Annotated in this window: 26 protein-coding genes and 1 pseudogene; 23 read left to right on the top strand and 4 right to left on the bottom strand. The window is 41.5% G+C overall.

Going from position 1 to position 22,331, the window contains the following annotated elements; genetic code table 11:
* The first annotated feature begins 4 nt into the window (after window positions 1-4).
* From iolE to FPV17_RS01980, 17 genes and pseudogenes are all read left to right on the top strand, one after another.
* The gene (gene iolE, locus FPV17_RS01900; RefSeq protein WP_144557651.1) at window positions 5-922 is read left to right on the top strand and encodes a myo-inosose-2 dehydratase; all 918 of its coding nucleotides are present in this window, start codon (window positions 5-7) and stop codon (window positions 920-922) included.
* 21 nt (window positions 923-943) lie between these two features.
* Window positions 944-1,987, top strand: coding sequence for a bifunctional inositol 2-dehydrogenase/D-chiro-inositol 1-dehydrogenase (gene iolG / locus FPV17_RS01905; RefSeq protein WP_144557653.1), 1,044 nt, complete (start codon window positions 944-946; stop codon window positions 1,985-1,987).
* A 15-nt stretch (window positions 1,988-2,002) separates the two neighbouring features.
* Window positions 2,003-2,860 carry a class II fructose-1,6-bisphosphate aldolase gene (gene fba / locus FPV17_RS01910; RefSeq protein ID WP_035392973.1) on the top strand — a complete coding sequence of 286 codons (858 nt, stop codon included), beginning with the start codon at window positions 2,003-2,005 and terminating at the stop codon, window positions 2,858-2,860.
* Between the two features lie 32 nt (window positions 2,861-2,892).
* Window positions 2,893-3,924 carry a Gfo/Idh/MocA family oxidoreductase gene (locus FPV17_RS01915; protein ID WP_144557655.1) on the top strand — a complete coding sequence of 344 codons (1,032 nt, stop codon included), beginning with the start codon at window positions 2,893-2,895 and terminating at the stop codon, window positions 3,922-3,924.
* A 59-nt stretch (window positions 3,925-3,983) separates the two neighbouring features.
* The gene (locus tag FPV17_RS01920; protein WP_144557657.1) at window positions 3,984-5,573 is read left to right on the top strand and encodes a solute:sodium symporter family transporter; all 1,590 of its coding nucleotides are present in this window, start codon (window positions 3,984-3,986) and stop codon (window positions 5,571-5,573) included.
* Window positions 5,574-5,718: 145 nt separating this feature from the next.
* Window positions 5,719-7,842, top strand: a complete 2,124-nt coding sequence (locus tag FPV17_RS01925; protein ID WP_144557659.1) for a DEAD/DEAH box helicase — start codon at window positions 5,719-5,721, stop codon at window positions 7,840-7,842.
* 216 nt (window positions 7,843-8,058) lie between these two features.
* Window positions 8,059-9,273 (top strand): formaldehyde dehydrogenase, glutathione-independent, encoded by a 1,215-nt coding sequence (gene fdhA, locus FPV17_RS01930; protein WP_144557661.1) that lies wholly within the window; start codon window positions 8,059-8,061, stop codon window positions 9,271-9,273.
* A 132-nt stretch (window positions 9,274-9,405) separates the two neighbouring features.
* Window positions 9,406-9,600, top strand: a complete 195-nt coding sequence (gene ykzS / locus FPV17_RS01935) for a protein YkzS (protein WP_035392967.1) — start codon at window positions 9,406-9,408, stop codon at window positions 9,598-9,600.
* Between the two features lie 12 nt (window positions 9,601-9,612).
* Complete coding sequence (locus FPV17_RS01940; protein ID WP_246117103.1) at window positions 9,613-11,175, top strand: sigma-54 interaction domain-containing protein; 1,563 nt, start codon at window positions 9,613-9,615, stop codon at window positions 11,173-11,175.
* A 119-nt stretch (window positions 11,176-11,294) separates the two neighbouring features.
* The gene (locus FPV17_RS01945) at window positions 11,295-12,461 is read left to right on the top strand and encodes an iron-containing alcohol dehydrogenase (protein ID WP_144557663.1); all 1,167 of its coding nucleotides are present in this window, start codon (window positions 11,295-11,297) and stop codon (window positions 12,459-12,461) included.
* Complete coding sequence (locus FPV17_RS01950; protein ID WP_144557665.1) at window positions 12,458-13,837, top strand: hypothetical protein; 1,380 nt, start codon at window positions 12,458-12,460, stop codon at window positions 13,835-13,837. Before FPV17_RS01945 ends, FPV17_RS01950 begins: the two co-directional genes overlap by 4 nt.
* Window position 13,838: 1 nt before the next feature.
* A complete protein-coding gene (locus FPV17_RS01955; protein WP_035392966.1) occupies window positions 13,839-15,257 on the top strand; it encodes an NAD-dependent succinate-semialdehyde dehydrogenase in 1,419 nt (472 codons plus the stop codon).
* 271 nt (window positions 15,258-15,528) lie between these two features.
* Window positions 15,529-16,047 (top strand): NUDIX hydrolase, encoded by a 519-nt coding sequence (locus FPV17_RS01960; RefSeq protein WP_035392965.1) that lies wholly within the window; start codon window positions 15,529-15,531, stop codon window positions 16,045-16,047.
* 101 nt (window positions 16,048-16,148) lie between these two features.
* Window positions 16,149-16,352, top strand: a pseudogene (locus tag FPV17_RS01965) (aminopeptidase); the annotation flags it as partial.
* 86 nt (window positions 16,353-16,438) lie between these two features.
* Window positions 16,439-16,990 carry a GNAT family N-acetyltransferase gene (locus FPV17_RS01970; protein WP_035392964.1) on the top strand — a complete coding sequence of 184 codons (552 nt, stop codon included), beginning with the start codon at window positions 16,439-16,441 and terminating at the stop codon, window positions 16,988-16,990.
* A 97-nt stretch (window positions 16,991-17,087) separates the two neighbouring features.
* The gene (locus FPV17_RS01975; protein ID WP_144557667.1) at window positions 17,088-17,306 is read left to right on the top strand and encodes a hypothetical protein; all 219 of its coding nucleotides are present in this window, start codon (window positions 17,088-17,090) and stop codon (window positions 17,304-17,306) included.
* 240 nt (window positions 17,307-17,546) lie between these two features.
* On the top strand, window positions 17,547-17,762 hold the full coding sequence (locus FPV17_RS01980) for a hypothetical protein (RefSeq protein ID WP_035392963.1): 216 nt from the start codon (window positions 17,547-17,549) through the stop codon (window positions 17,760-17,762).
* 10 nt (window positions 17,763-17,772) lie between these two features.
* Here the strand turns inward: FPV17_RS01980 and FPV17_RS21630 are convergent, their stop codons facing one another.
* A complete protein-coding gene (locus FPV17_RS21630; RefSeq protein ID WP_186370702.1) occupies window positions 17,773-17,943 on the bottom strand; it encodes a hypothetical protein in 171 nt (56 codons plus the stop codon).
* A gap of 127 nt (window positions 17,944-18,070) precedes the next feature.
* Here FPV17_RS21630 and FPV17_RS01985 point away from each other — a divergent pair, with 127 nt between their 5' ends.
* From FPV17_RS01985 to FPV17_RS02000, 4 genes are read left to right on the top strand one after another with little or no spacing between them, the layout of a single operon-like run.
* Window positions 18,071-18,514 (top strand): GNAT family N-acetyltransferase, encoded by a 444-nt coding sequence (locus tag FPV17_RS01985; protein WP_144557670.1) that lies wholly within the window; start codon window positions 18,071-18,073, stop codon window positions 18,512-18,514.
* A 13-nt stretch (window positions 18,515-18,527) separates the two neighbouring features.
* Window positions 18,528-19,091: an ATP-binding protein gene (locus tag FPV17_RS01990; protein ID WP_144557672.1), complete on the top strand. Its 564-nt coding sequence runs from the start codon at window positions 18,528-18,530 to the stop codon at window positions 19,089-19,091.
* Window positions 19,092-19,106: 15 nt separating this feature from the next.
* Window positions 19,107-19,742, top strand: a complete 636-nt coding sequence (locus FPV17_RS01995; protein ID WP_144557674.1) for a pyridoxamine 5'-phosphate oxidase family protein — start codon at window positions 19,107-19,109, stop codon at window positions 19,740-19,742.
* Between the two features lie 26 nt (window positions 19,743-19,768).
* Window positions 19,769-20,221 carry an NUDIX hydrolase gene (locus FPV17_RS02000; RefSeq protein ID WP_144557676.1) on the top strand — a complete coding sequence of 151 codons (453 nt, stop codon included), beginning with the start codon at window positions 19,769-19,771 and terminating at the stop codon, window positions 20,219-20,221.
* On the opposite strand, the gene FPV17_RS21635 is transcribed toward FPV17_RS02000, so the two are convergent.
* Complete coding sequence (locus tag FPV17_RS21635) at window positions 20,208-20,348, bottom strand: hypothetical protein (RefSeq protein ID WP_158331927.1); 141 nt, start codon at window positions 20,346-20,348, stop codon at window positions 20,208-20,210. The genes FPV17_RS02000 and FPV17_RS21635 overlap by 14 nt on opposite strands.
* A gap of 60 nt (window positions 20,349-20,408) precedes the next feature.
* On the opposite strand from FPV17_RS21635, the gene FPV17_RS21640 reads away from it, so the two are divergent.
* Window positions 20,409-20,558: a hypothetical protein gene (locus FPV17_RS21640; RefSeq protein ID WP_158331926.1), complete on the top strand. Its 150-nt coding sequence runs from the start codon at window positions 20,409-20,411 to the stop codon at window positions 20,556-20,558.
* A gap of 19 nt (window positions 20,559-20,577) precedes the next feature.
* On the opposite strand, the gene FPV17_RS02005 is transcribed toward FPV17_RS21640, so the two are convergent.
* A complete protein-coding gene (locus FPV17_RS02005; RefSeq protein WP_144557678.1) occupies window positions 20,578-20,976 on the bottom strand; it encodes a VOC family protein in 399 nt (132 codons plus the stop codon).
* 16 nt (window positions 20,977-20,992) lie between these two features.
* Window positions 20,993-21,553: a DUF4256 domain-containing protein gene (locus tag FPV17_RS02010; RefSeq protein WP_144557680.1), complete on the bottom strand. Its 561-nt coding sequence runs from the start codon at window positions 21,551-21,553 to the stop codon at window positions 20,993-20,995.
* Window positions 21,554-21,680: 127 nt separating this feature from the next.
* Here FPV17_RS02010 and srtD point away from each other — a divergent pair, with 127 nt between their 5' ends.
* Window positions 21,681-22,322: a class D sortase, LPxTATN-specific gene (gene srtD, locus FPV17_RS02015; RefSeq protein WP_144557682.1), complete on the top strand. Its 642-nt coding sequence runs from the start codon at window positions 21,681-21,683 to the stop codon at window positions 22,320-22,322.
* The last annotated feature ends 9 nt before the right edge of the window (window positions 22,323-22,331 follow it).

Here is a 22,331-nt window from a genome sequence, read left to right on the forward strand (position 1 = left end):
TATTTTGACCAGTAAGCAGATCAAATGGGGGATTGCGCCCATTGGTTGGCGTAATGACGATATGCCAGAAATAGGGGCAGGTAATACACTTGCCCATCTTCTCAGTGATGTAGTTGTCGCAAAATTCGAAGGAACAGAAGTTGGAGGCTTTTTTCCTGAAGCTTCTATTTTAAATAAAGAAATAGAACTTCGGCAGTTAAGAATTGTTGGTCAATGGTTTTCGAGCTATCTCATTCGTGATGGCGTAAGTGCAACGGCAGCTTTGTTTCACGAGCATTGTGCATATCTGCAGGAAGTGAATGCAGAAGTCGCTGTTGTGTCGGAACAAACTTATAGTGTTCAAAACGAAGAGCGAAACGTTTTTGCATTAAACCTTAAGCCAATTCTAACAGATGAAGAGTGGGAAATAGTATGTCAAGGCGTGGACATATTAGGTGGAATTGCTAAAACCTATGGTTTGAAACTTGCTTACCATTCTCATATGGGGACGGTTGTACAGACGAAAGAAGAGGTGAAGCGGTTAATGGAGGGGACAGATCCGAATCTTGTTGGGTTGCTGTACGATACGGGTCATACGTTTATTGCTGACGGTGAGTACTTATCCGTGTTAGACACACACTGTCAGCGAATAAACCACGTTCATTTTAAAGATGTTCGCAAAGATGTCCTGACAACATGTGAACAAAAAGGTTTAACTTTCAGACAATCATTCTTAAGAGGAATGTTCACGGTTCCAGGAGATGGTTGCATTGATTTTGAACCTGTGTTTTTACGTTTAGTAGAGAAGGGTTATCAAGGTTGGATCGTTGTTGAAGCGGAGCAAGACCCAGAAATTGCTCATCCATTGGAATACGCTTTAAAAGCAAGACAGTACATTGATAGTAAATTATTAAAGAAGAGTATTGGAACAGTCGATAGTTAAAGACCGAAGGTGGGGATACGGATGACGTTAAAAATAGGCGTTATTGGGACGGGCGCAATCGGTAGAGACCATATTCGCCGTGTAACAAAGAGTCTAGCTGGTGCAGAAATTATTGCGGTAACGGATGTTAATCAACAAGCGGCAGAAGCCGTCATTGAAGAATTTAATTTAAATGCAACCTTGTATAAAGATGATGTGGACTTAATTCAGGATTCAAGAATTGAAGCTGTATTTATCACAAGCTGGGGGCAAGCTCACGAGAGCAGTGTGTTAAAAGCAATCGAAGCAAAGAAATTTGTTTTTTGTGAAAAGCCGTTAGCAACAACTGCAGAAGGGTGTATGCGAATTGTAGAAGCGGAAATGGCTTATGGTACTCCTCTTGTTCAAGTAGGTTTTATGCGTCGTTATGATAACGGTTACAAAATGCTGAAAGAAGCGATTGATCAAAATACAATTGGAGAACCTTTAATGATGCATTGTGCTCACCGGAATGCTCATGTGGCTGAGCGTTATTCCACTGATATGGCAATCCACGATACATTAATTCATGAAATTGATGTGTTGCGCTGGTTAATTAATGACGACTATGTTTCAGCTCAAGTATTTTATCCTAGAAAAACGAAGCATGCATTGCCACATCTGAAAGATCCACAAATGGTGATGTTAGAAACCGAGAGTGGTGTCATGATTAACGTTGAAATTTTTGTTAACTGTACGTACGGATATGATATTCAATGTGAAGTTGTTGGTGAAGAAGGTCTTCTCCGCCTACCTGATGAAGCGCACATTCAAGTAAGAAAGGGAGGTCAAATTGGGAAAGAAATAGGAATGGATTGGCAGGAGCGTTTTGCTCACGCTTATGATGTTGAAGTGCAAGATTTTATCGATAACGTTCGTGATAAAGGCACCGTTTCTGGACCTACCGCATGGGATGGATACATTGCGGCAGTAACTGCAGATGCATGTGTGAAAGCACAAACTTCGGGTGTGAAAGAGATTATTGAACTTGCCCAATGCCCTGATTTCTATAAAAAAGTGAAGCCGGCAGCTAGAGTCGTTTACTAGAGAGGAGTGGGTATCATGGCGTTTGCTTTCATGAAAGAGCTACTCGTAGAAGCAAAAAGAAACCACTATGCAATCGGTCAATTTAATATAAATGGATTGCAATGGACCAAAGCAATTCTTCTTGCTGCTGAGGAAGAACGATCACCTGTTATCGCAGCAGCATCAGAGAGAATGATTGATTACTTAGGTGGTTATCGTACAGTCGTTTCTTTTGTCGACTCTTTAGTCAATGAATTGAATATAAACGTTCCCGTTGTTTTGCATCTTGATCATGGTAGAAGTGTTCAATCATGTTTTAAAGCCATTGACGCTGGGTTTAGTTCCGTCATGATTGATGGATCGCACCTATCTATTGAAGAAAACATTGCGATGACAAAAGAAGTTTCGGATTATGCTGTAAAGTTTGGTGTTAGCGTTGAAGCAGAAGTTGGGACGGTTGGTGGAACGGAAGATGGTGTAACTGGTGGCGTTTCATATGCGAATGTCGACGAATGCGAGCGTTTAGTTACAGAGGCGAATATTGATGCGTTAGCAGCAGCGTTAGGTTCGGTTCATGGTCGTTATTATGGAAAACCTAAGCTAGGATTTAAGGAAATGGAACAAATCTCAAAGGTAACAGATATTCCGCTTGTGCTTCATGGTGCTTCAGGCATTCCAAGTCATGATTTAGAGCGAGCCATTCAGTTAGGGCATGCCAAAGTGAATATTAATACAGAATGTATGATTGCTTGGTCTGATCAACTAAGGAAACAGTTGATTGAACAACCAGATGCATTTGAGCCTGCCATTTTATTAACCCCGGCCATTCATGCTGTTCAAGAAGCTGTACAGCAGAAGCTGAAGGAATTTGGCTCAACTCACAAAGCGAATTAGGCTATGCCGAAGTTTTAGAAAGGATGTTTTAAATGAAGAAGCGTATAAATATAGCAGTACTTGGACTCGGTCGTCTCGGTTATTCACATACCAAAAATCTATTAACCGAAGTACATGGGGCAAATTTATATATGGTTGTGGACCCACTATCAGGCAGAGCGAAAGAAGTAGCGGAAGAATTCGGAATTGAGTTTCATTCTACCAAGATTGAGGATGCTCTTACTCATCCAGAGGTAGATGCTGTTGTGATTGTAACGCCAACGAGCACTCATGCTGACATTATAAAAAGTGCTGCATATCATCGAAAGCATATTTTTGTTGAAAAACCATTAACGTTAAATCTAGAAGAATCGGAAGAAGTTTCAGTGGCAGTGGAAAAAGCCGGTATTATCTGTCAGGTTGGCTTTATGCGGCGATTTGATCCTGGGTATGTGGATGCCAAACGTCGAATTGATAAAGGTGAAATTGGACGACCACTCTATTTTAAAGCATTCACAAGGGATCCGGGATCACCCCCACCGGAATTTATAAAGAACAGTGGGGGCATCTTTGTTGATTGTTCCATTCATGATTATGACATTGCTCGTTACTTATTTAATACAGAGATTACCTCGGTTGCCGCTCATGGAAACGTATTAAAATATGATTTCATGAGAGAGTTTAATGATATTGACCATGGGTTGACATACGTGGAGTTTGCAAATGGTGCTATTGGCGACATGGAAGTATCTAGGAATTCTCCTTATGGCTATGATATTCGTGCTGAAGTTATTGGTACAGAAGGTGCTTTATTTGTAGGCGATTTGAGAGAACAGCAGGTAACCGTATTGAACCAAGGTGGAAGTCATTTTAAGGTGTTTCCTAATTTCCAATCAAGGTTCCGTGTGGCATATATTGAAGAATTGAAGCATTTTATTTACTGTATACAGACTGGTGAAAAGCCGATTGTGAACGATCGAGATGCCACTCAAGATTTGCGAGTTGCTTTAGCCGCAACACACGCTTACCAAACAGGAAAAAAAGTTGTTGTAGAAGAGTTTGCGCCAGAAAAAACTCACCTATAAAAAGGAAGCGTATAACATGCGCGCTCACCTTATTAGGTTAAAGAAGGGGGAAATTGGTTTTGAACGCTTTTGCGATAGCCACGTTTCTTTTTATTGTTGTGGCGATATGGATTTTTGCTTATCGAAAAAGTAGGACGATCGATAATTCAAGCTCAGAAGGGTACTTCTTAGGTGGTCGTAGCTTAACTGGTATTGTAATCGCGGGTACTGTAATTGGTACGAATCTATCAACAGAACAGATTGTTGGTCAAAACGGACAAAGCTATGTTGCTGGTATGGAAGTAATGGCTTGGGAAGTAACCTCGGCAATTGCGATTGTCGCCCTTGCGTTAATTTTCCTTCCAAAATATTTAAAGCATGGCGTAGATACGGTTACCGACTTTATAGAAGTACGCTTTGACAAAACTACAAAGAAGATTGCATCTGCTTTATTCATATTTACATATGTTGTATCTTTCTTACCTGTCGTTCTTTATTCGGGCTCCTTAGTGTTTAATCAAATCTTCTCTGTTGATGAAATGCTTGGAGTCGATCCACTAATAGCGATTGCATTAATTGCTGGTGGAATAGGCATTGTGGGTCTTGCATACTTAATGTTAGGTGGATTAAGGCTAGCCGCATTTAGTGATACGATTTATGGAATTGGCTTACTTATAGCTGGTCTATCTGTACCAATTTTTGGTTTGATGCTGTTAGGAAATGGAAATATGTTGTCAGGCTTTGAGACAATACGTCAAAACACTCCTGAAATGCTTAATGCGATTGGAGCAGTTGATTCTGCTTATGTACCATGGCCAACGTTATTTTTAGGGATGTTTTTTAACAACTTATTTTTTTGGTGCACAAACCAAATGATTGTGCAAAAAGTATTAGCGGGAAGAGATCTTCGAGAGGGTCAAAAAGGTGCATTGTATGTAGGTTTTTTCAAGATATTCGGGGCTCTTTTCCTTGTCTTTCCAGGCATTATTGCATTAAATATGTTTGGGGACGGCATCTCTAATTCTGATAATGCTTACCCAATGTTGGTATCTGCTGTTTTACCTGAATGGATGTTTGGTGTGTTCGCTGCTGTCATTTTCGGAGCCATTTTAAGTTCATTTATTGGCGCGTTAAATGCTGCTTCGACACTACTCACACTTGACTTTTATAAGCCAATAGGCAAAGAGAAAACAGATAAGCAAATTGCCCGTGTTGGGAAAATTTTCACGATTGGTGTCGGTTTAACAGCAACAATTATTGCTCCACTCATTTCGTTTGCACCTGCTGGTTTATACCATGTTGTTCAACAATTTAACGGTTTGTATAGCATGCCACTTCTTGTTATTGTGTTATTAGGTTTTTATTCAAAATATGCAACGCCTTTTGCTGCTAAATTTACATTCATCTTTCATGTAATGGTTTATGGAGCATCACAGTTATTTTTAGACATCCATTACTTATATGTATTTAGTGTTATGTTCTTTGTTGACTTGTTTATCTTATGGGGTGTCAGCCGATTGCAAAAGAATACAACTCCGTTTGTATTCGAGTCAGGCAAGCAAAAAGTTGACCTCACCCCTTGGAGACATCGTTATTGGGTCAGTGCCGTTGTGATCATCACTGTTCTTGGTACATACCTTATCTTTTCACCATGGGGGATTGCACAATAGCGTTAAACCAGTAGTCTTATAGACTGCTGGTTAACATAGAAAACCTCATAGTCTCTTTTCAGCGACAACAACCCTCCTGCTTTTTTCCTGTTTTCTACTTACACGGCATCGCGTATAATTGGTGGTTGGAATAAGGAGAGAAAACATGAAGCCAACTATTCAATTGGGTTTGTTTGAACTAAAAGAAGAGATGAAGCAGCGAAAGCATCAGCGAATGACCATTAAAATGCGCTCGTTTATGAAGCGAATCGGTCAAAAAAGACGTACGGAGCATATGGTTGCTACTGTAAACAAGCATTTGAAGCGATTAAAGGTACGAGTGTATTCATCAACAGGAACGCAATGGCATCGTCTGAAAATGGAAGAGTGGGTGACCTTTTCTTTTCAAGAGATGGAACATTCTCCTCATCTTGTAAAGGTGAGGACCAGTGATTTTCCTTTTCGCCTCTATGTGCATCAAGAAGAAGCGCTCCGGCGGTTAGACAAGATCCCCCTGCCGTTTTCTGGTATCTTGTCGATCCCAACAGGCGGTGGGAAAACAGTCGTCGCTGTGCATTGGCTATTGAAAGAGGGAGTGAGCAAAGGGCGCAAAGTGCTGTGGTTGACACATCGACATGATTTACTTGATCAAGCTTTTTCTGCCATTCGTACCCTAGCGACAGACGATTTAGTGGAAAAGGTCAAATCCATTTCGTGCCGGCTCATATCAAGTGAAGAAACACATGAATCGGTAAAGGCTATTCAGGCAGTCGATCAAATTGTTATTGGCACGAATCAAAGTATTGCAGGACAATTATCGTTGCTGCAAGAAAATTGGTTAAAGGCGAATGAGGACTTATTGATTATCGTGGATGAAGCGCACCATGCAGTGTCTGAAACGTACGAGCTCATTCTAACCACATTATCTAAAAAAGCAAATCCGACTATTTTAGGTTTAACTGCTACCCCTTTTCGGACTATAGAAGAAGAAAAAGGATTGTTAAAGAAACGATTTCCTGCTGATATTGTCTATAAGCTAGATGTTGCCACGTTAATTGCTAGAGGCATTTTAGCAGAGCCGTTTTTTAAAGAGCTTAAAACTGGTGTGGAAAAATTGCCGACTTTATCAGGAGTAGACATTCAGCACATTCATACAGCCGATCGTCTACCTCCTAAGGTTGAGCATTATTTGGCTGTCCATCAAGCGCGCAATACGCTTATTGTAAAAGAGTATGGCGATCATAAACAGGTGTATGGCAAGACGCTTGTGTTTGCGATGAACCGCAAGCATGCCATCCTTTTGACAGAACAGTTTGTAGAGGCGGGCATCTCTGCTGACTATTTCATTTCAGGAGAAGAGAAGAAAGAAGATGCATTAAAACGGTTTAAAGAAAATGAACTAGATGTGTTAGTGAATGTGAACATGTTAACCGAAGGAACGGACTTACCAGATGTTCAAACCGTCTTTTTAGCTCGACCAACAACGTCTGCTATTTTAATGACGCAAATGATCGGAAGGGCGATGCGAGGTGTCGAAGCTGGAGGAACGGCGTCAGCGCGAATTGTCCATTTTCATGATGATTGGCCAGAAACGATTTCGTGGATTACGCCTAGTGAGCTCTACCGAGATGAGGCGGCTGTAATCAAGCAGCGGAGTTTTGAGAATCAAGAGATGCCATTATCGACTTCAATTGTTGACAAGTGGTATAAGAGTCTTCCTACACAAGAAGCGGAAGCCCATCGTTTTGTTGAAACGATTCCTGTTGGTGTGTACTCGTTTATCGATCCTTCCTTGCAGCAGACAATCGACATTCTTGTGTACGAGCATTTGGCTACTGCTTATGAAGCGTGGCTTGAAAACTTGAAGCCAGTAGCGAAAAATGAAGTGAGTGCAATGCTTGATAAAACAGCCAAAACCTACTTCAAAGAAAAAAGACATACATTTGGCTTTCATGAACAAGATCTTGCAGCCCTTTACCGCTATTTTAGGGCAACGCAGCAAAAGCCAGTTTTACGCTGGTTGAAAGACCGGGATAAAGTGGATATCACAAGAATGGCAGAAGAGATTAAGCAAAGAGGGCTTTATGGTGATGAGAAAAAACACTTTATTGATACTCTTTGGAACAAAGAGCAATCCTTTATAGCGGTTTATTTTGGGTTTGATAAGCTTGAATTTCGAAAGCGTTTAGAGCTGGAGCTTATTCGATTAGAAGAGCCGGAGTTATTTAATAGAAACGAACCAAATGATTCAATTATAGATGGAGGTCGTCACGACCTGCCCTCTGTATGAAGGGAATAAGAAAAAATGAGAGCAAATGAGGGCTCTCTTTTTTTTATGCCCTGAATTAGGAGAGATGATTCATTTTTCTAAAAATAGGTTTAGAATGACAAGTACTGGTAAATAGAGTAGCAAGAAGGAACGATGGGTTCTTTGGAAAGAGGTGACACGAAACGATTTAACAAAGGTTTGGGATAACGGAAGAACGCTCACTATAGGAGGGATTACGTGGCAAATAATCGCGGTGTTGTATACATGGGTAAAAAAGGTGTACAAGTACAAGATATTGAGTACCCAGAATTGGTGTTAAAAGATGGCCCAGGAGTTCCTAAAGCGAATGTCGGTCGGAAATGTGAGCATGGTGTGATTTTAAAAGTCATCGTTACGAATATTTGTGGTAGCGACCAGCATATGGTACGTGGGCGGACTACTGCTCCAGAAGGTCTCGTATTAGGTCATGAAATTACTGGTGAAGTGGTGGAAGTCGGTAGAGATGTGGAGTTTATTGAGAAAGGTGACATTGTTTCAGTCCCGTTTAATATTGCGTGTGGTCGCTGTGTAATGTGTCAGGAGCGAAAAACGCACATTTGTTTAAATGTTAATCCAGACCGTCCAGGTTCGGCCTATGGCTATGTTGATATGGGCGGATGGGTTGGAGGTCAATCAGAATACGTCATGGTTCCTTATGCTGATTTTCAATTACTTAAGTTTCCAAACAAAGAGAAAGCTATGGAAAAAATCCTTGATTTGACCATGTTAACAGATATTTTCCCAACTGGATTCCACGGTGCTTATACAGCTGGTGTCGGTATTGGTTCAACCGTTTATGTAGCTGGCGCAGGACCGGTTGGTTTAGCGGCGGCACATTCTGCTCAGCTTCTAGGTGCGTCAAGTGTCATTGTTGGTGATCTTAACGAAGAGAGATTGGCGCAAGCCCGTAGCTTTGGCTGTGAAACAGTCGATCTTTCCAAACATGATCGACTCGGGGAACAAATAGAAGCGATCTTAGGTGTGCCCGAGGTGGATGCAGCTGTAGATGCTGTAGGGTTTGAGGCATCAGGTCACGGTGAACATGGAGGTGAACAGCCGGCAGCCGTACTCAATGCGATCATGGATGTGACCCAAGCTGGTGGGAAGTTAGGAATTCCAGGGCTTTATGTTACCGAAGATCCAGGTGCAACAGATGAAGATGCAAAGACAGGCTCGTTAAAAGTTCGGTTTGGACAAGGCTGGGCAAAGGCGCATACATTTGTTACAGGTCAAACGCCGGCCATGCAGTATAATCGACAGCTGATGAAGCTTATCTTATCTGGCAAAGCGTCCATTGCAAAAGCCGTCAACGCAACGGTTATTTCTCTAGATGAAGCACCGGATGGCTATGCTGATTTTGATGGTGGTGCAGCGAAAAAGTTTGTCATTGACCCGCATGGGACCCTTAAATAAAAAACAAAGCTACTATACTCTTTTCTTGGGAGAAGAGTGGGGCTACTGTATATAAATCCGAGCAGGAGATCTTCCTTGCTTGGTTTTTTTTTGGCATAATAAGAAGACTTAAAGAAAAAAGGAGCGTTTGCAATGGATCAGCATGAGGCACAGCAGATTTTAGGACAATTGCGTAGTGGAGAGATAAAAGAAGTGGTTGTGACAAAAGAGCAATTTACTCTTTTTCGCGAGGTGTTAGTGGAGCAAGATGATAAGAAGGATTTTCGTGGTAATGCGCAGCATCGTGGAGCTGTCATTTATACGTATCAACCTGGTTGGACGGCTTAAGGAATGAGCCGTATGAATCATTCAGTAAAAGGGAGTGATTCTCTTTCAGCAGTTATTGTTGCAATGGTTAAAGGGGATCATATTTCAATTGAAGTCGTTCATCATGACGGTACGGTGCTAGGTACATTATTTCTGTCCGATGTACGCAACGCCATTCAATTAGGTCGAGAAGGCGATACAGCTGCCTCTCTTCTCGATCACCGCCCAGAATTAGTCGCATCCCATCAGTTTGAATCGTTACTCAAAAGTGAGATGTTTGCGATATTAATGAATTCTCTCTATGACGGTGTGTACGTAACGGATGGAAAAGGCGTAACGTTAAAAGTAAATAAAGCGTACGAACGAATAACAGGTATTCCGGCGCAAGCCATTATCGGCATGCATATGCGTGATATGGAAAAAGCCGGCTATATTTCCCGTTCAATCTCCCTTGAAGTCATTAAGCAAAAAAAAGTAGTGACTCGGATGCAGCGTTTAGCGAGTGGAAGAAACGCTATGGTGTCTGGTACGCCGTCATTTAACGGTCATGGAGAGATTGAATATGTCGTAAGCGTGGTTCGTGATATGACCGATCTTATGAACATGCAGGCTGAGTTGGAAGGGTTTAAGGAACAACAAGCCGAGCTTGATCGCTTCATTGGAAAAGGGGACGAAACGCCTCTTGTTGCAGAAGACGAAAAAACAGTTGCGTTTCTTGCTACGGCCAAACGTGTCGCACAAACGACAGCAACCGTCTGCCTCCTTGGTGAAAGTGGTGTCGGAAAAACAAAAGCAGCCGCTTATATTCATGAACATTCGCAGCGAAAAGATAAGCCCTTCGTCGTCGTAAACTGTGGAGCTATTAGTGAGACCTTGATTGAAGCTGAATTATTCGGTTATGGACCTGGTGCTTTTACAGGAGCTCTAGCAAAAGGAAAAAAAGGTCTTATTGAAGCCGCACATGGTGGGACGCTTTTTCTTGACGAAGTGGGGGAGCTGCCACAAGGGACGCAAGTGAAGCTGTTGAAGGTGTTGGATGAGCAACGGTTTACACCAGTTGGTTCAACTACGGAAAAACACGTGGATGTTCGTCTCCTATCGGCAACTCACCAGAATCTTTCCAGTCTAGTGAAAAAAGGGGTCATGCGAGAAGATTTTTACTATCGAATTGCGGTCGTGCCGCTTTTCATTGAGCCGCTACGTGAGCGACCGAAAGAAATTGATCGCTTAGCACGCTTCTTTTTACAAGAATTAAATGGGCGCTATGGAAGAAAGGTTGTACTAGAGTCAGATGCCGTCTTAGCGTTACAGAAAAGACAATGGCCAGGAAATATTCGTGAGTTAAAGAATGTGATTGATTTTGTTGTTGCTACGAGCCCTAACCCTGTCATCCATGCAAGTAATTTACCGCAACCATTTATTCAACATGAGAAACAGATGCAGGCACCTACGCTAAAGGAAGCTGTAGTACAACTAGAGCAAGCGATGATTACTCAAGCATTGCATGACCATAAAACGACCCGAAAAGCAGCTGAGGCATTAGGAATAAGCCAAGCAGCACTTGTAACGAAGCGGAAAAACTACTCATTTGATTAGTTTTGTAATCATTCGATTCATATAATGATCAATAAGGGCAATAAAACCGCTCTATACACCTATGTCATAAGTTGGCACACTTTTTGCTTCTACCTATAAAAAGATAGGGGGAAGTAAAGATGAATCAGCAACAATTTAAAAGCGCTTACAAAATTTGGACAGGATCAGGTTCTACAAAGCAAGTGAAACACGAGGTTGAGCGCTTAAAGATGAAGAAGCCGTTAATCGTTAGTGATCGCATTATTGCGAATGCAGGCTTGCTAGATGAAGTCTGTGCTCACTTAGACGAAGTCTCATACGGTACATTTTTGGAAGTGGAACCAGAACCAGCTTTTGCCGTCATTGAATCATGTAAACGTGTTTTTTTAGAAGGGAATTACGATGGATTTATTGCAATTGGTGGGGGAAGTGCTATTGATACGGCAAAGGCGGCTTCTGTGTATGCAACGTATGACGGCGCCTTAAGTGACTTTGTTGGCACCGATCTCGTTCCGGAGAAAGGTGCACCCCTTATCGCCATTCCTACAACAGCTGGTACAGGTTCGGAAGTCACGAATATTGCGATTTTATCGGACAAAGAAGCACAATTGAAGAAGGGAATTGCGAGCGATTACTTATTACCTGATGTGGCAATTGTGTCACCTGAAATGACCCGCACCGCACCACAACATGTCACAGCAGCAAGCGGCATTGATGCCATGGTTCATGGAATTGAAGCTTATTTATCTGTAAATGCCTCACCACTTACAGATGCGCTCGCACTTCAATCGATTACGATGATCGCTCGGAGTTTACCGAAAGCATATTCAAATGCCCATTTTTTAGAGGCCAGAGAAGAAATGGCGACAGCAAGCTTAATGGCTGGAATGGCATTTGGAAATGCCGGTGTAGGAGCGGTGCACGCACTAGCCTATCCGCTAGGAGGTCGTTTTAATATGGCTCATGGGGTGAGTAATGCGTTGCTATTACCGTTTGTAATGGAAGTAAACAAACCTGCTTGCCTAGAGCGTCTTGGGGATATTGCAACAGCGCTAGGAGAGGAAACGACAGGACTAAGTCTAAATGACGCAGCTGACCGTGCTATTCTTGCGATGACGCGGTTATGTGCACAGGTGAATATTCCTGCAAGTTTGAAGGCATTTGATATTGAAAAAAGCGATTTAGAAGCAATGGCTGATGATGCGTCGAAAATTGATCGTCTCTTAAAAAATAACCCACGCCAATTAACGAAAAAGGAAATCTATGAAATCTATCAAGCGGCATATGAAGGAAGGACAGCACGATGAAATGGAGACAACGGCAGTTTGGTCAGGAAACACCTTATCAGCCATTAGGTCCGTTTAAACTAAGAGTCCCCTTCTACCATTACCGTTTTGAGTGGCCAGATTATGTGCAGGGGCTATTGATGTGTGCGGTTGATTTAGCCGCCATTCCGTTATTAATGGAACTGCTCGGTATGCCATTTGAGGCGGCGCTTGCCATCGTTATTTTGAATGGGCTATTTTATTTAACTCACCATTTGCTTGGGGATCCGGTTGTGCCAGGTTGGATTACACCAGCCATTCCGCTAATTATGATTTACGTCTCTTCGTTTCCAGAAGATGAACGAGTTCATGCATTAATTGCGTTTCAATTAACGTTAGGGCTCATTTCCATCTTTTTAGGAGCGACGGGCTTAGCGAGTAAGGTGGTTCGATATGTTCCTAGTGCGATTAAATCGGGTGTTATTTTAGGAGCAGGAATTATTGCGGTGATTACGATTTTCGAAGTAGGAGGTCGTTTTGAGTCGTTTCCGTGGACCATCTCAATTGCAATCGGTATTGGCTTTTATCTAATGTTTTCAAAGCATTTTCAACGTCTGAAAACAAGCGGTGGCATTTACGGTTTAGTAGGGAAACTAGGAATCTTACCTATCATTCTTCTTGCCGTTGTGGTTGCACCCTTATTCGGTGAGGCACCTTGGCCATCAATTGAGTGGGGGTTCTCGAAGCCTGACTTTATTACCCTTTGGAATGAATACACCTTGTTTGGGGTTGGTTTTCCGCCGCTTATGATGTTCTTAACCTGTTTGCCAACTGTATTTGCTGCTTACCTCGTTTTATTTGGCGATATTCTCCAAGCAAAAGCCATTCTTAAAGAGGCGGATGAAGTACGCGAAGATGAAAAAGTCGATTACAACCCGAACCGTGCTCATCTTATATTTGGTGGGCGTAATAGCTTTATGAGCATAATTGGTCCTGATGTAACGATGGCAGGACCAACGTGGGCGGCCATGCAAGTTGTGATTACTGAGCGTTTTAAAGAAGGAAAGAAATCGATGCATTCCATCTTTGGTGGAATGGGTTCATTCCGATTAGGGACAAATACAGGCCTATTATTATTACCAATTGTAAGCTTAGTTGAGCCAATTCTTGGAGTGGCAATGGCGCTAACCTTATTAATCCAAGGCTATGTAAGCGTTCGAATCGGGATTTTAGAAGCGAAAAGCCAGCGCGATTTAGGGATCGCTGGCGTAATAGCGGCTATTTTAGCAGTAAAAGGTGCGGCTTGGGCTTTTGCTGCAGGTGTCATTTTATGTTTACTGATTTATGGAAAGCAGTTCTTTGATGGAGAAAACGATGAAACCTTTGTAAAAGATCAGAATGAAAAAAGGAGTGCGTAATATGAATCGAGCTCTATTTATTAACAATGGAGACGTTTGGACAAATCAAACCATTGAAGTAGAAAATCCCGCCACCAAAGAAATCATTGGAACGATTGCCAAAGCAGGGCAGGAAGAAGCGAAGCAAGCCGTAGATGCTGCCGCTTCTGCACTAAAAGCTTGGCAACGTAAAACCGCTGCTGAGCGAAGCGAATATTTGCTGAAATGGCACGAATTGATAAGACGAGATGAAAAGACCCTTGGTGAAGGGATGACAATGGAGCAAGGTAAACCATTAGAAGAAGCCATTGGTGAAATTCGTTACGCCAATAGTTTTCTTTCATGGTATGCGGAAGAAGGTAAGCGGATTTATGGAGAAACGGTACCCGCAAGTGCTCCGAATAAGCGAATATTCGTTCAAAAGCAGGCCATTGGCGTTATTGCAGCAATCACACCATGGAACTTTCCAGCAGCGATGCTCACGCGTAAATTAGGACCAGCGTTAGCCGCTGGCTGTACCGCTGTCGTCAAGCCTTCAGAATTGACGCCGTTTACTGCCTATTGCCTGGCCGATCTTGCTTTAGAAGCAGGAATTCCAAAAGGTGTTATAAATGTCATTACAGGAGACGCGAAAGAAATTGGAGAAGCGTGGATGAACGATGATCGGGTTCGCAAAGTGTCGTTTACCGGTTCAACGGCAGTCGGAAAATTATTAATGAGACAGGCTGCGGATACAGTTAAAAAGCTCTCCCTTGAGCTTGGGGGACATGCACCGTTTATTGTCACCCAACATGCTGATATCGAAAATGCAGTAGATGGATTAATTGGTTCAAAATATCGAAACGGTGGTCAAACGTGTGTATGCGCCAACCGCGTGTACGTACACGAATCCATTAAAGACAGTTTTTCAGAAGCATTTGTTCAGGCTGTCAAACAGTTGAAGACAGGTAATGGCTTAGCTGACCATTCAACAATCGGTCCCCTTATCAATCAAAGCGCGGTAGACAAGGTTCAGAACCATCTTAGAGATGCGCAAGAAAAAGGCGCAACACTTATCTATGGACAAGAACCTGAAGAGACAAATGGTTATTATCAGACACCAGTTGTCGTTATGGATGCAACTGACGATATGCTTTGTATGAATGAAGAAACGTTTGGTCCACTTGCGCCAATTACGACGTACCAATCAGTCGATGAAGTCATTCAACGGGCAAACGATACCCCTTTTGGTTTAGCCGCTTACGTATATTCAACGAATATAAGCGAAGCCTTTACCATTTCAGAAGCACTTGAATACGGAATTGTTGGGCTGAACGACGGGTTACCTTCTGTTGCGCAAGCGCCTTTTGGTGGTATGAAAGAGAGTGGACTTGGTCGTGAAGGTGGTCATTGGGGAATAGAAGAGTATCTCGAAGTAAAATATATTTCTATGCAGGTGTAATGAAAGAATTCCTTATTAGGGTTCCGCAATATGGAAAAGAAGTGTCGCCAGGAAGGTCTTCCTGGCGCCTTTTTGTAGATTGTCTGCTTTTATAAAATGAGCACTTCTTTCATCGTACATAACGGAGCATCAATAACTGCGGAAGGGATTGGTTCTTTTCTTGTAGAATTTAGTGAAAAGGGAACCTGCGTCCAACGGCTGATTTGAATAGAGTAGTGGAATTGTAAGAAAACGAATGATCGTATCTTTCTTGAAATGAAGGAGTTTAAAAATGGAGAAATGGGATTTGTATGATAGGCATCGAACGAAACTAGAGAAACAAATCATGCGTGGAGATCCAATGGAACTAGATGAATTTCATTTAGTTGTACACGTATGCATCTTCAATTCAAAAGGAGACATGCTTATTCAGCAGCGTCAACCTTTCAAGCATGGATGGCCAAACTTGTGGGATATCACGTGTGGGGGCAGTGCCGTTGCAGGCGATACAAGTCAACAGGCTGCTTCGAGAGAGCTATTCGAGGAGTTAGGTATCTCATATGACTTTAGAACGATTCGTCCGCACTTTACAATTAATTTTGACCGTGGCTACGACGATTATTACCTAATTGAACATGATATTGATCTAACTAAATTGGTGTTACAGACTGAAGAGGTGAAAGCAGCGAAATGGGCTTCTAAGGAAGAAATTTTAAAGCTAATTCAGCAAAATGAATTTGTTCCTTATTATGAAAGTATCCTTTCGTTTCTTTTTGAAGGCCGACATCATTATGGCTCCATTCGGTTATAAAAAAGGGGGTCTTACTATAAATAACAGTATGTACTTCAGCGAATTCAAGTATAGCTAAAACAAGAGGAACTGCTTGGAGTACATTATAAGATGAAAATGCTGCTAGTCAAATTGCTTTTGGCCAAGCGTACAGCGATACGATTTTAAATGGGTCTCTTAAGACGAAAGAAGAGTTGACAGCTTTAGGGATGAATACCTCTGCTGTTCATAAAGATATGATGATAGGTGATGATTCAATGAATGTTTTTGGGTTAGTAGAACAAAAAGAAGTTCTACTAATGGCAAACGGTGAATGGAGCATTTGAGCCTTCATAGGTTCCGCTGTGTTTTTAAACGCCCATGATGAAGGGCTACAGAGTTACTCGACTTCTACTGGAATGAGGGATATAGAGTGGATATACGTACAGATAGAGTAACCATTCGTACGTTTCTAGATGATGATTGGGAAGAGGTTTACCGTTACACCTCTGATGCTGCTACGATGTATTACATGCCAGAAGGTGTACTTTCTAAAGACGAAACAAAACAATTGATTCTAAATAATAGTGGTGACGGTGCAAAGCGTTTTCCAGTACTCTTAAAGAAAGATCAGGCCCTAATTGGTCATGTCGTGTTCCATGATTATTTTGGTTCTCACACCTTCGAAATAGGATGGGTGTTTCATCCGAACTATCAAAACAAAGGTTATGCATCCGAAGCGGCATATGCCGTTCTGAAATATGGGTTTGAAAACTTGAATTTACATCGAGTTATAGCTACTTGTCAACCTGAAAACGTGCCGTCCTGGAGAGTGATGGAAAAAGTAGGTATGAGAAGAGAAGGTTATTTTAAGAAATGCATCCCGCATGAAAGTGGATGGTGGGATGAATATTACTATGCCATTTTAAAAGAAGAATTTGAAGCATTGGATATGGTCGGTGCTCACGTCCCAAAAAAAGAATAAAATAGTAGAATTCAACGAACGAAAGAAACAACTGGAAAATACAGTAGACAGCTACCTTACGTCACACTCTATTCTATGAGATAGGAGGTGTGAAAGAATGAAAAATCCATTTGTATTCGGTCGATTAAAAGAAGAAGATCCTAGACGTGAAGCGTTGGAAACTACTATCGAGACAGTCTATGATGAATTGGAAAAGATGACAGCTGATGTGAATGTCACAATGGAACGATTGTCGAAGAAGTTTACCTGTGTAAGGTGGTTAGACAGTTCTGGCATTTTTGTAGTTTTCGTCGATAAAAAAAGAATTTGTATCTAACTGATACAAATTCTTTTTTTTGTTGTGATTGATTGTTCATTTAAAGCCTTTTAACAGATGCAGTTTCCATAATACTTTAACAAACGAGGTTGAACCATTCGTGACCATACTTACTTTAGTTGTTTATTTCGTGGTAACGCTGATTTACTTGTTTAACAAGTTAACTTCACGCATAGCATGACTAGACGGTGAATGAAACCTGTCTACATCTAACCCGTAAGATGAAATAGGGGTGAGAATGTGAAAACAAGACTACTGTACAAGCTTGATGATAATAAAAACACAAGTTTAAAGATTATTGAATCTGATCATCAACTCTTTGTACCAAATGAAAAGGATGTTTTACTACTTGATGGATGGGGTTACGTCATTGGTTCTCGTGAATTGTCCTATAAGGATGATCTGCTAGAAATAACTATACTTTGTTATCGAGAATCAAAGAAAAGGATGAAGTAGAAAAAGGCGTTCAATCAGAACGCCTTTTTCTATCTAAATAAAAGTTGCCTATAGGTCTTAAAACAAGTAGCCCAATAACAGCTAAATAGAACCAATCCCCTTCTTTATTAAAGACAAATCGTACGATAAGTAGACAAACCAAAAGGACGATTACAGTTGAATGGAATAGTATCTTACTCATAGTATGTTCTCCTAAATGATCATTGTTTTTCCTTTCATTATAATACCTTTTTCATAAGAGAGAGAGTAATTGATAAATGAAACTCCCTTACTAATCCTGTATAATGTGTCAAAAGGGGAGTGTCTTTATGGTAGTGAGGGAAGCAACATTGAAAGATTTAGAGGGAATTGCGCAATTATTTAATGAGTATAGAAAATTTTATCAACAAGAAGATCATATCGATGGTGCGCGAGGGTTCATGCGTAATCGCTTCGAACAGGGGGATTCGGTCCTTTTTATGGTGAAGGAGGATAACGCTTACTTAGGATTCGCCCAGCTTTACCCAACATTCTCATCTATTTCAATGGCGAAAGCGTGGATTTTAAATGATTTATATGTACATAAGGATGCACGGGGAAAAGGTGTAGCAGCAGCCCTTCTTGATAGGGCAAAAGCCTATGCATTAGAAACGAGTGCAGTGAGTATCGCTCTTAGCACCGCACCTGACAACCTACCTGCACAGCGGTTATATGAAAAACATGGCTATAAACGGGACGAGCAGTTTCATCATTATGAGCTTGGACTAGTGTAAGGGGGGAAACAAAATGGCTGATCTTATTATTCTATTTGGCCCGCAAGCTGTTGGAAAAATGACGGTTGGAGAAGCATTAGCAAAGAAAACGGGCATGAAGTTGTTTCACAATCATATGACGATTGATGCCGTTGCTCCTGTTCTTGGTTTTACAGATGAAACGTGGCGACTCGTGAATCAATTTCGGAGGGAAATCTTTCAAGCCGCTGCCAAAAGCGATTTAAAGGGTTTGATTTTCACCTATGTGTGGGCGTTTGATTTGCAGAAAGATTGGGATTATATTGCAGACATCTCTGCTATCTTTGAGGAGCAGGGTGGACGTGTGTACTTTGTTGAGCTGGAAGCATCGTTAGAGGAGCGCTTAGTACGAAATAAAAGTGACCACCGTCTTGAAAAGAAACCAACAAAGCGAGACGTCGTTTTTTCAGAGACTGAGTTAAAAGAAACAGCCGAAAGCCATCGCTTAAACTCAAAAGAGGGCGAAATAAACAAAAAGCAGTATGTACGGATCAATAATACATCGTTATGTCCAGATGAAGTGGCTCAACACATACAAGATGCCTTTCATTTTCACTAAGAAGGAGAGCGTATCATGGCATTTACAGAGATTATAACCAGTCAAAATGAATTTGAGGCTTTTTGTGAAGAAGTTGGAAAGCCAAGCGAGATGGCAGCAAATAAAGTGATTTCCTATTTAGATGAACAATGTGTGTCGTTTATTCAAGCCTCGCCATTTTTAACAATGGCATCCTCTAATAAAGAGGGTGAATGTGATGTCACACCTAGAGGAGACGATAGGGGATTTGTTCATGTAATTGATGCGCATCATTTGTTCATTCCCGAAAGACCTGGAAATAAGCGCATGGATTCTGCCCACAATATAATTGAAAATCCTCATGTTGGTTTGATTTTCTTCATTCCTGGATTAGGAGAAACGTTGCGTGTGAATGGGGAAGCTTTCATTTGCCGTGACCCGAGCTTGCTTAAGGCATGCGTGGCAAAAGGAAAAACGCCACGCTTTGGTGTGCTCGTTCGCGTGAACGAATGCTATGTTCATTGTGCGAAAGCCTTTCTTCGTTCTAGTCTATGGAAGCCTGAGACATGGGTCGAGAAAGAAGAGCTTCCATCACCTGCAAGGATGTTACGTGCTCATGCGACTGTCGGTCAACAAACAGAGCAGGACATTGAACGATCGTTACAAGAAAGCTACACAAAACGTCTTTATTAATGGGTGAATAGAAATGAGGGAAAACAATGATTCGCCAAGCAGTTGGAGCCATCATTCATCAAGGCGATGCTTACATTGTTGTGTGTAAGTCGTGGCAGCATACGTTGAATGGGGAAATGAAGATCAACGATGAGTGGGATATCGTCAAAGGTGGGGTTGAAAAAAGCGATCCATCGTTGGAAGCGGCTATTTTGCGAGAGCTTTATGAAGAGACAGGGTCAACTGCTTTTACGATCTGTAACAAGTTTGATGCCAAGCTACACTTTTCATTCCCTCCTGATATGCAAGAAAAGATTGGCTACAGCGCGCAAGAAACAACAATTTTTCTAGTTGAGTTTACAGGGAATGTAGACTACCTTAAGCCGGTAGATGGGGAAATTAGTGCAATTAAACTCGTTCATAAAAGCGAATTTTTAACGTATCTTAGTCATGAAGAGATGAGGCAATATGTAAAAGAAAACATCGCTAATGTCGTTTAAGGAAAAAGCGTTTTTTAATAAGGACAATTAGTAAAACAAGAACAAAAGCAAGACTTCCATATAAGAAGACGTTAAGAACAGCATCAACCCAGTTAAACTCAAAAAATGTAATAGTTTTCTGATTCATATGGTCTCCCTTCTGGACATTTCTTTTAGTTTAACACGAAAAAGCGAACGGAGGATTGAAATGGATCGAATGACGCGCATTCGTATGAACGAAAGGGCATACCATGAAGGTGTGTACGAGCGACACAAACTGTTTGAAAAAGGCAGTTGGCTCTATAAACCGCTTTCGACCGTTGAGAATCTACTCCCTCACTTGGTTGTACAAAAATAACGGGTAACACCCGTTATTTTTAATGAGGGAATGTGAGCTGCCACGAGACACCAAACTTGTCATTAACCCAGCCAAAACATTTACTAAACCCATAGTTATCAAGCGGCATTAACGCTTGTCCACCTTCTGCCAGAGTGTAGTAGAGCCGGTTAATTTCTAGTTCGCTATCACATGTTAGGTAGATTGAAAAAGATGGCGTGAAATCAAATGCATGTTTTACGTGGCTGTCGATGCACATAAAATCTTGTCCTTTTAACGTAAAAACTGCTTGAATGACGGACCCTGGTTTTCCTGGCCCTTTTTCATCGTACCGTGCAATTTCCTTAATCGAAGCATCCTCAATCAGACTTGTATAAAACGTCATTGCCTCTTCGGCATCGTTGTTTTGAAACATTAAAAAAGGTGTTACTTTTTGCATAGGTATGCTCTCCTTTTTATATCGTTATGGCTACTCGAAACCCTCTCGCACTATAATACGATGATGCACCATTATGATAGACAAAGACATGTCCGAAGCGATAGTCACAAAAAAGTGCCCCGCCTCGCTCTCTTATATCCACTGGTGTTTGTACCCAACTGGATGTCTTAGTATCAAAATCACCAAGTTCTTGTAGAGCGCGGTATTGCGTTTCTGTGAGTAAAGAGGTGCCCATTGCCTTTACGGTGTCTATTACATTGAGAGTAGGTTTATTTGCTTTTCTAGCGTCTAGGGCGGCCTTGTCGTAACAGGCGCTTCTCCTCCCCGCAGGACTTTCTTTTGAACAGTCAACAAAAGTGTAGAGGTCTTGCTTAGCATCATAAAAAACCACGTCAGGTTCTCCGCCGGTAATTTCCATTTGATTTAGAGACCAAAGTGTTTCAGGGTGATTCAGTAATCTCTCTTTAACTGTTGTCCATTCAATCGATAGATGACGTTGTTGATTCGCTTGAAAGCGATTTTCTAGTGTACTTAGTAATGCTAGACCATCTTTATCAGAAAGAAAATGGTTTTCCATTAGTGGCTCACCTCGTTTTATTATTAGTATAGTAAACTTCACCCCCTTTTAAAAGCTATAGGAGTTTATGGAATCATTTGTGTTTTTGCATTTATGTACGGTATGCTTGATGAAGCGAGGTGATCGTATGAAGAAAGTTTATAACAGTGTCATCCTAATCGGTTTGGCTATCGCTATATTTTTCTCGTATCAATGGTGGCAAAGTACCCAATCTGTTCAGCCAATGGCAAGTGGACATTTACTTGAGGAGGCTCATGGTACTTCTCTTAATCAGAGAAGCGTTATTCCAGAAGTTGAAGGCGAGCGTCCATCTTCGTCAACAGAACCACAATCGAACGATCAGATCACACACTATTCAAATGGTGAAAACATTGGTCAGTTATCCATTCCTCAGCTAAACAAAACCTATGAAACGTTCTGGGGCACAGACGATGCGACACTCAATCGAGGAGTCGGCATGTATGTTAGTGAATGGACAACTACGCCAGATGAAAAAGGGCATACCGTATTGAGTGGTCATCGAGATACGGTGTTTTCTGAATTAGGCGAATTGGTCATAGGGGATCAGCTAATAGTGGAATTCGAAGGGTTTCAATATGTTTATGAAATTGATGACACTTGGATCACAGATGCAGAAGATCGAACGGTGATTGTGAAAAAAGACGAAGCAACGTTAACGATTACAACCTGTTATCCATTCCAATACGTAGGCGCGGCACCCGACCGTTATATTATTCAATCTCATTTGGTCGCAACCTATGAGATGTAGCACACGGCA

Origin of the sequence: Shouchella miscanthi (assembly GCF_007725405.1) — a bacterium.
GTDB lineage: Bacteria > Bacillota > Bacilli > Bacillales > Bacillaceae_D > Shouchella > Shouchella hunanensis.

Bases quoted from the DNA above. Each gene is read 5' to 3' on its own strand.
- FPV17_RS01955 (WP_035392966.1), top strand. From the start codon at position 13,839: ATGAATCGAGCTCTATTTATTAACAATGGAGACGTTTGGACAAATCAA.
- iolG (WP_144557653.1), top strand. From the start codon at position 944: ATGACGTTAAAAATAGGCGTTATTGGGACGGGCGCAATCGGTAGAGAC.
- FPV17_RS01995 (WP_144557674.1), top strand. From the start codon at position 19,107: ATGGCATTTACAGAGATTATAACCAGTCAAAATGAATTTGAGGCTTTT.
- FPV17_RS01960 (WP_035392965.1), top strand. From the start codon at position 15,529: ATGGAGAAATGGGATTTGTATGATAGGCATCGAACGAAACTAGAGAAA.
- srtD (WP_144557682.1), top strand. From the start codon at position 21,681: ATGAAGAAAGTTTATAACAGTGTCATCCTAATCGGTTTGGCTATCGCT.
- fba (WP_035392973.1), top strand. From the start codon at position 2,003: ATGGCGTTTGCTTTCATGAAAGAGCTACTCGTAGAAGCAAAAAGAAAC.
- FPV17_RS01975 (WP_144557667.1), top strand. From the start codon at position 17,088: ATGAAAAATCCATTTGTATTCGGTCGATTAAAAGAAGAAGATCCTAGA.
- FPV17_RS21630 (WP_186370702.1), bottom strand. From the start codon at position 17,943: ATGAGTAAGATACTATTCCATTCAACTGTAATCGTCCTTTTGGTTTGT.
- FPV17_RS01985 (WP_144557670.1), top strand. From the start codon at position 18,071: ATGGTAGTGAGGGAAGCAACATTGAAAGATTTAGAGGGAATTGCGCAA.
- FPV17_RS21635 (WP_158331927.1), bottom strand. From the start codon at position 20,348: ATGAATCAGAAAACTATTACATTTTTTGAGTTTAACTGGGTTGATGCT.
- FPV17_RS01940 (WP_246117103.1), top strand. From the start codon at position 9,613: ATGAATCATTCAGTAAAAGGGAGTGATTCTCTTTCAGCAGTTATTGTT.
- FPV17_RS21640 (WP_158331926.1), top strand. From the start codon at position 20,409: ATGGATCGAATGACGCGCATTCGTATGAACGAAAGGGCATACCATGAA.
- FPV17_RS01990 (WP_144557672.1), top strand. From the start codon at position 18,528: ATGGCTGATCTTATTATTCTATTTGGCCCGCAAGCTGTTGGAAAAATG.
- FPV17_RS01950 (WP_144557665.1), top strand. From the start codon at position 12,458: ATGAAATGGAGACAACGGCAGTTTGGTCAGGAAACACCTTATCAGCCA.
- FPV17_RS02010 (WP_144557680.1), bottom strand. From the start codon at position 21,553: ATGGAAAACCATTTTCTTTCTGATAAAGATGGTCTAGCATTACTAAGT.
- FPV17_RS02005 (WP_144557678.1), bottom strand. From the start codon at position 20,976: ATGCAAAAAGTAACACCTTTTTTAATGTTTCAAAACAACGATGCCGAA.
- ykzS (WP_035392967.1), top strand. From the start codon at position 9,406: ATGGATCAGCATGAGGCACAGCAGATTTTAGGACAATTGCGTAGTGGA.
- FPV17_RS02000 (WP_144557676.1), top strand. From the start codon at position 19,769: ATGATTCGCCAAGCAGTTGGAGCCATCATTCATCAAGGCGATGCTTAC.
- FPV17_RS01915 (WP_144557655.1), top strand. From the start codon at position 2,893: ATGAAGAAGCGTATAAATATAGCAGTACTTGGACTCGGTCGTCTCGGT.
- FPV17_RS01925 (WP_144557659.1), top strand. From the start codon at position 5,719: ATGAAGCCAACTATTCAATTGGGTTTGTTTGAACTAAAAGAAGAGATG.
- FPV17_RS01945 (WP_144557663.1), top strand. From the start codon at position 11,295: ATGAATCAGCAACAATTTAAAAGCGCTTACAAAATTTGGACAGGATCA.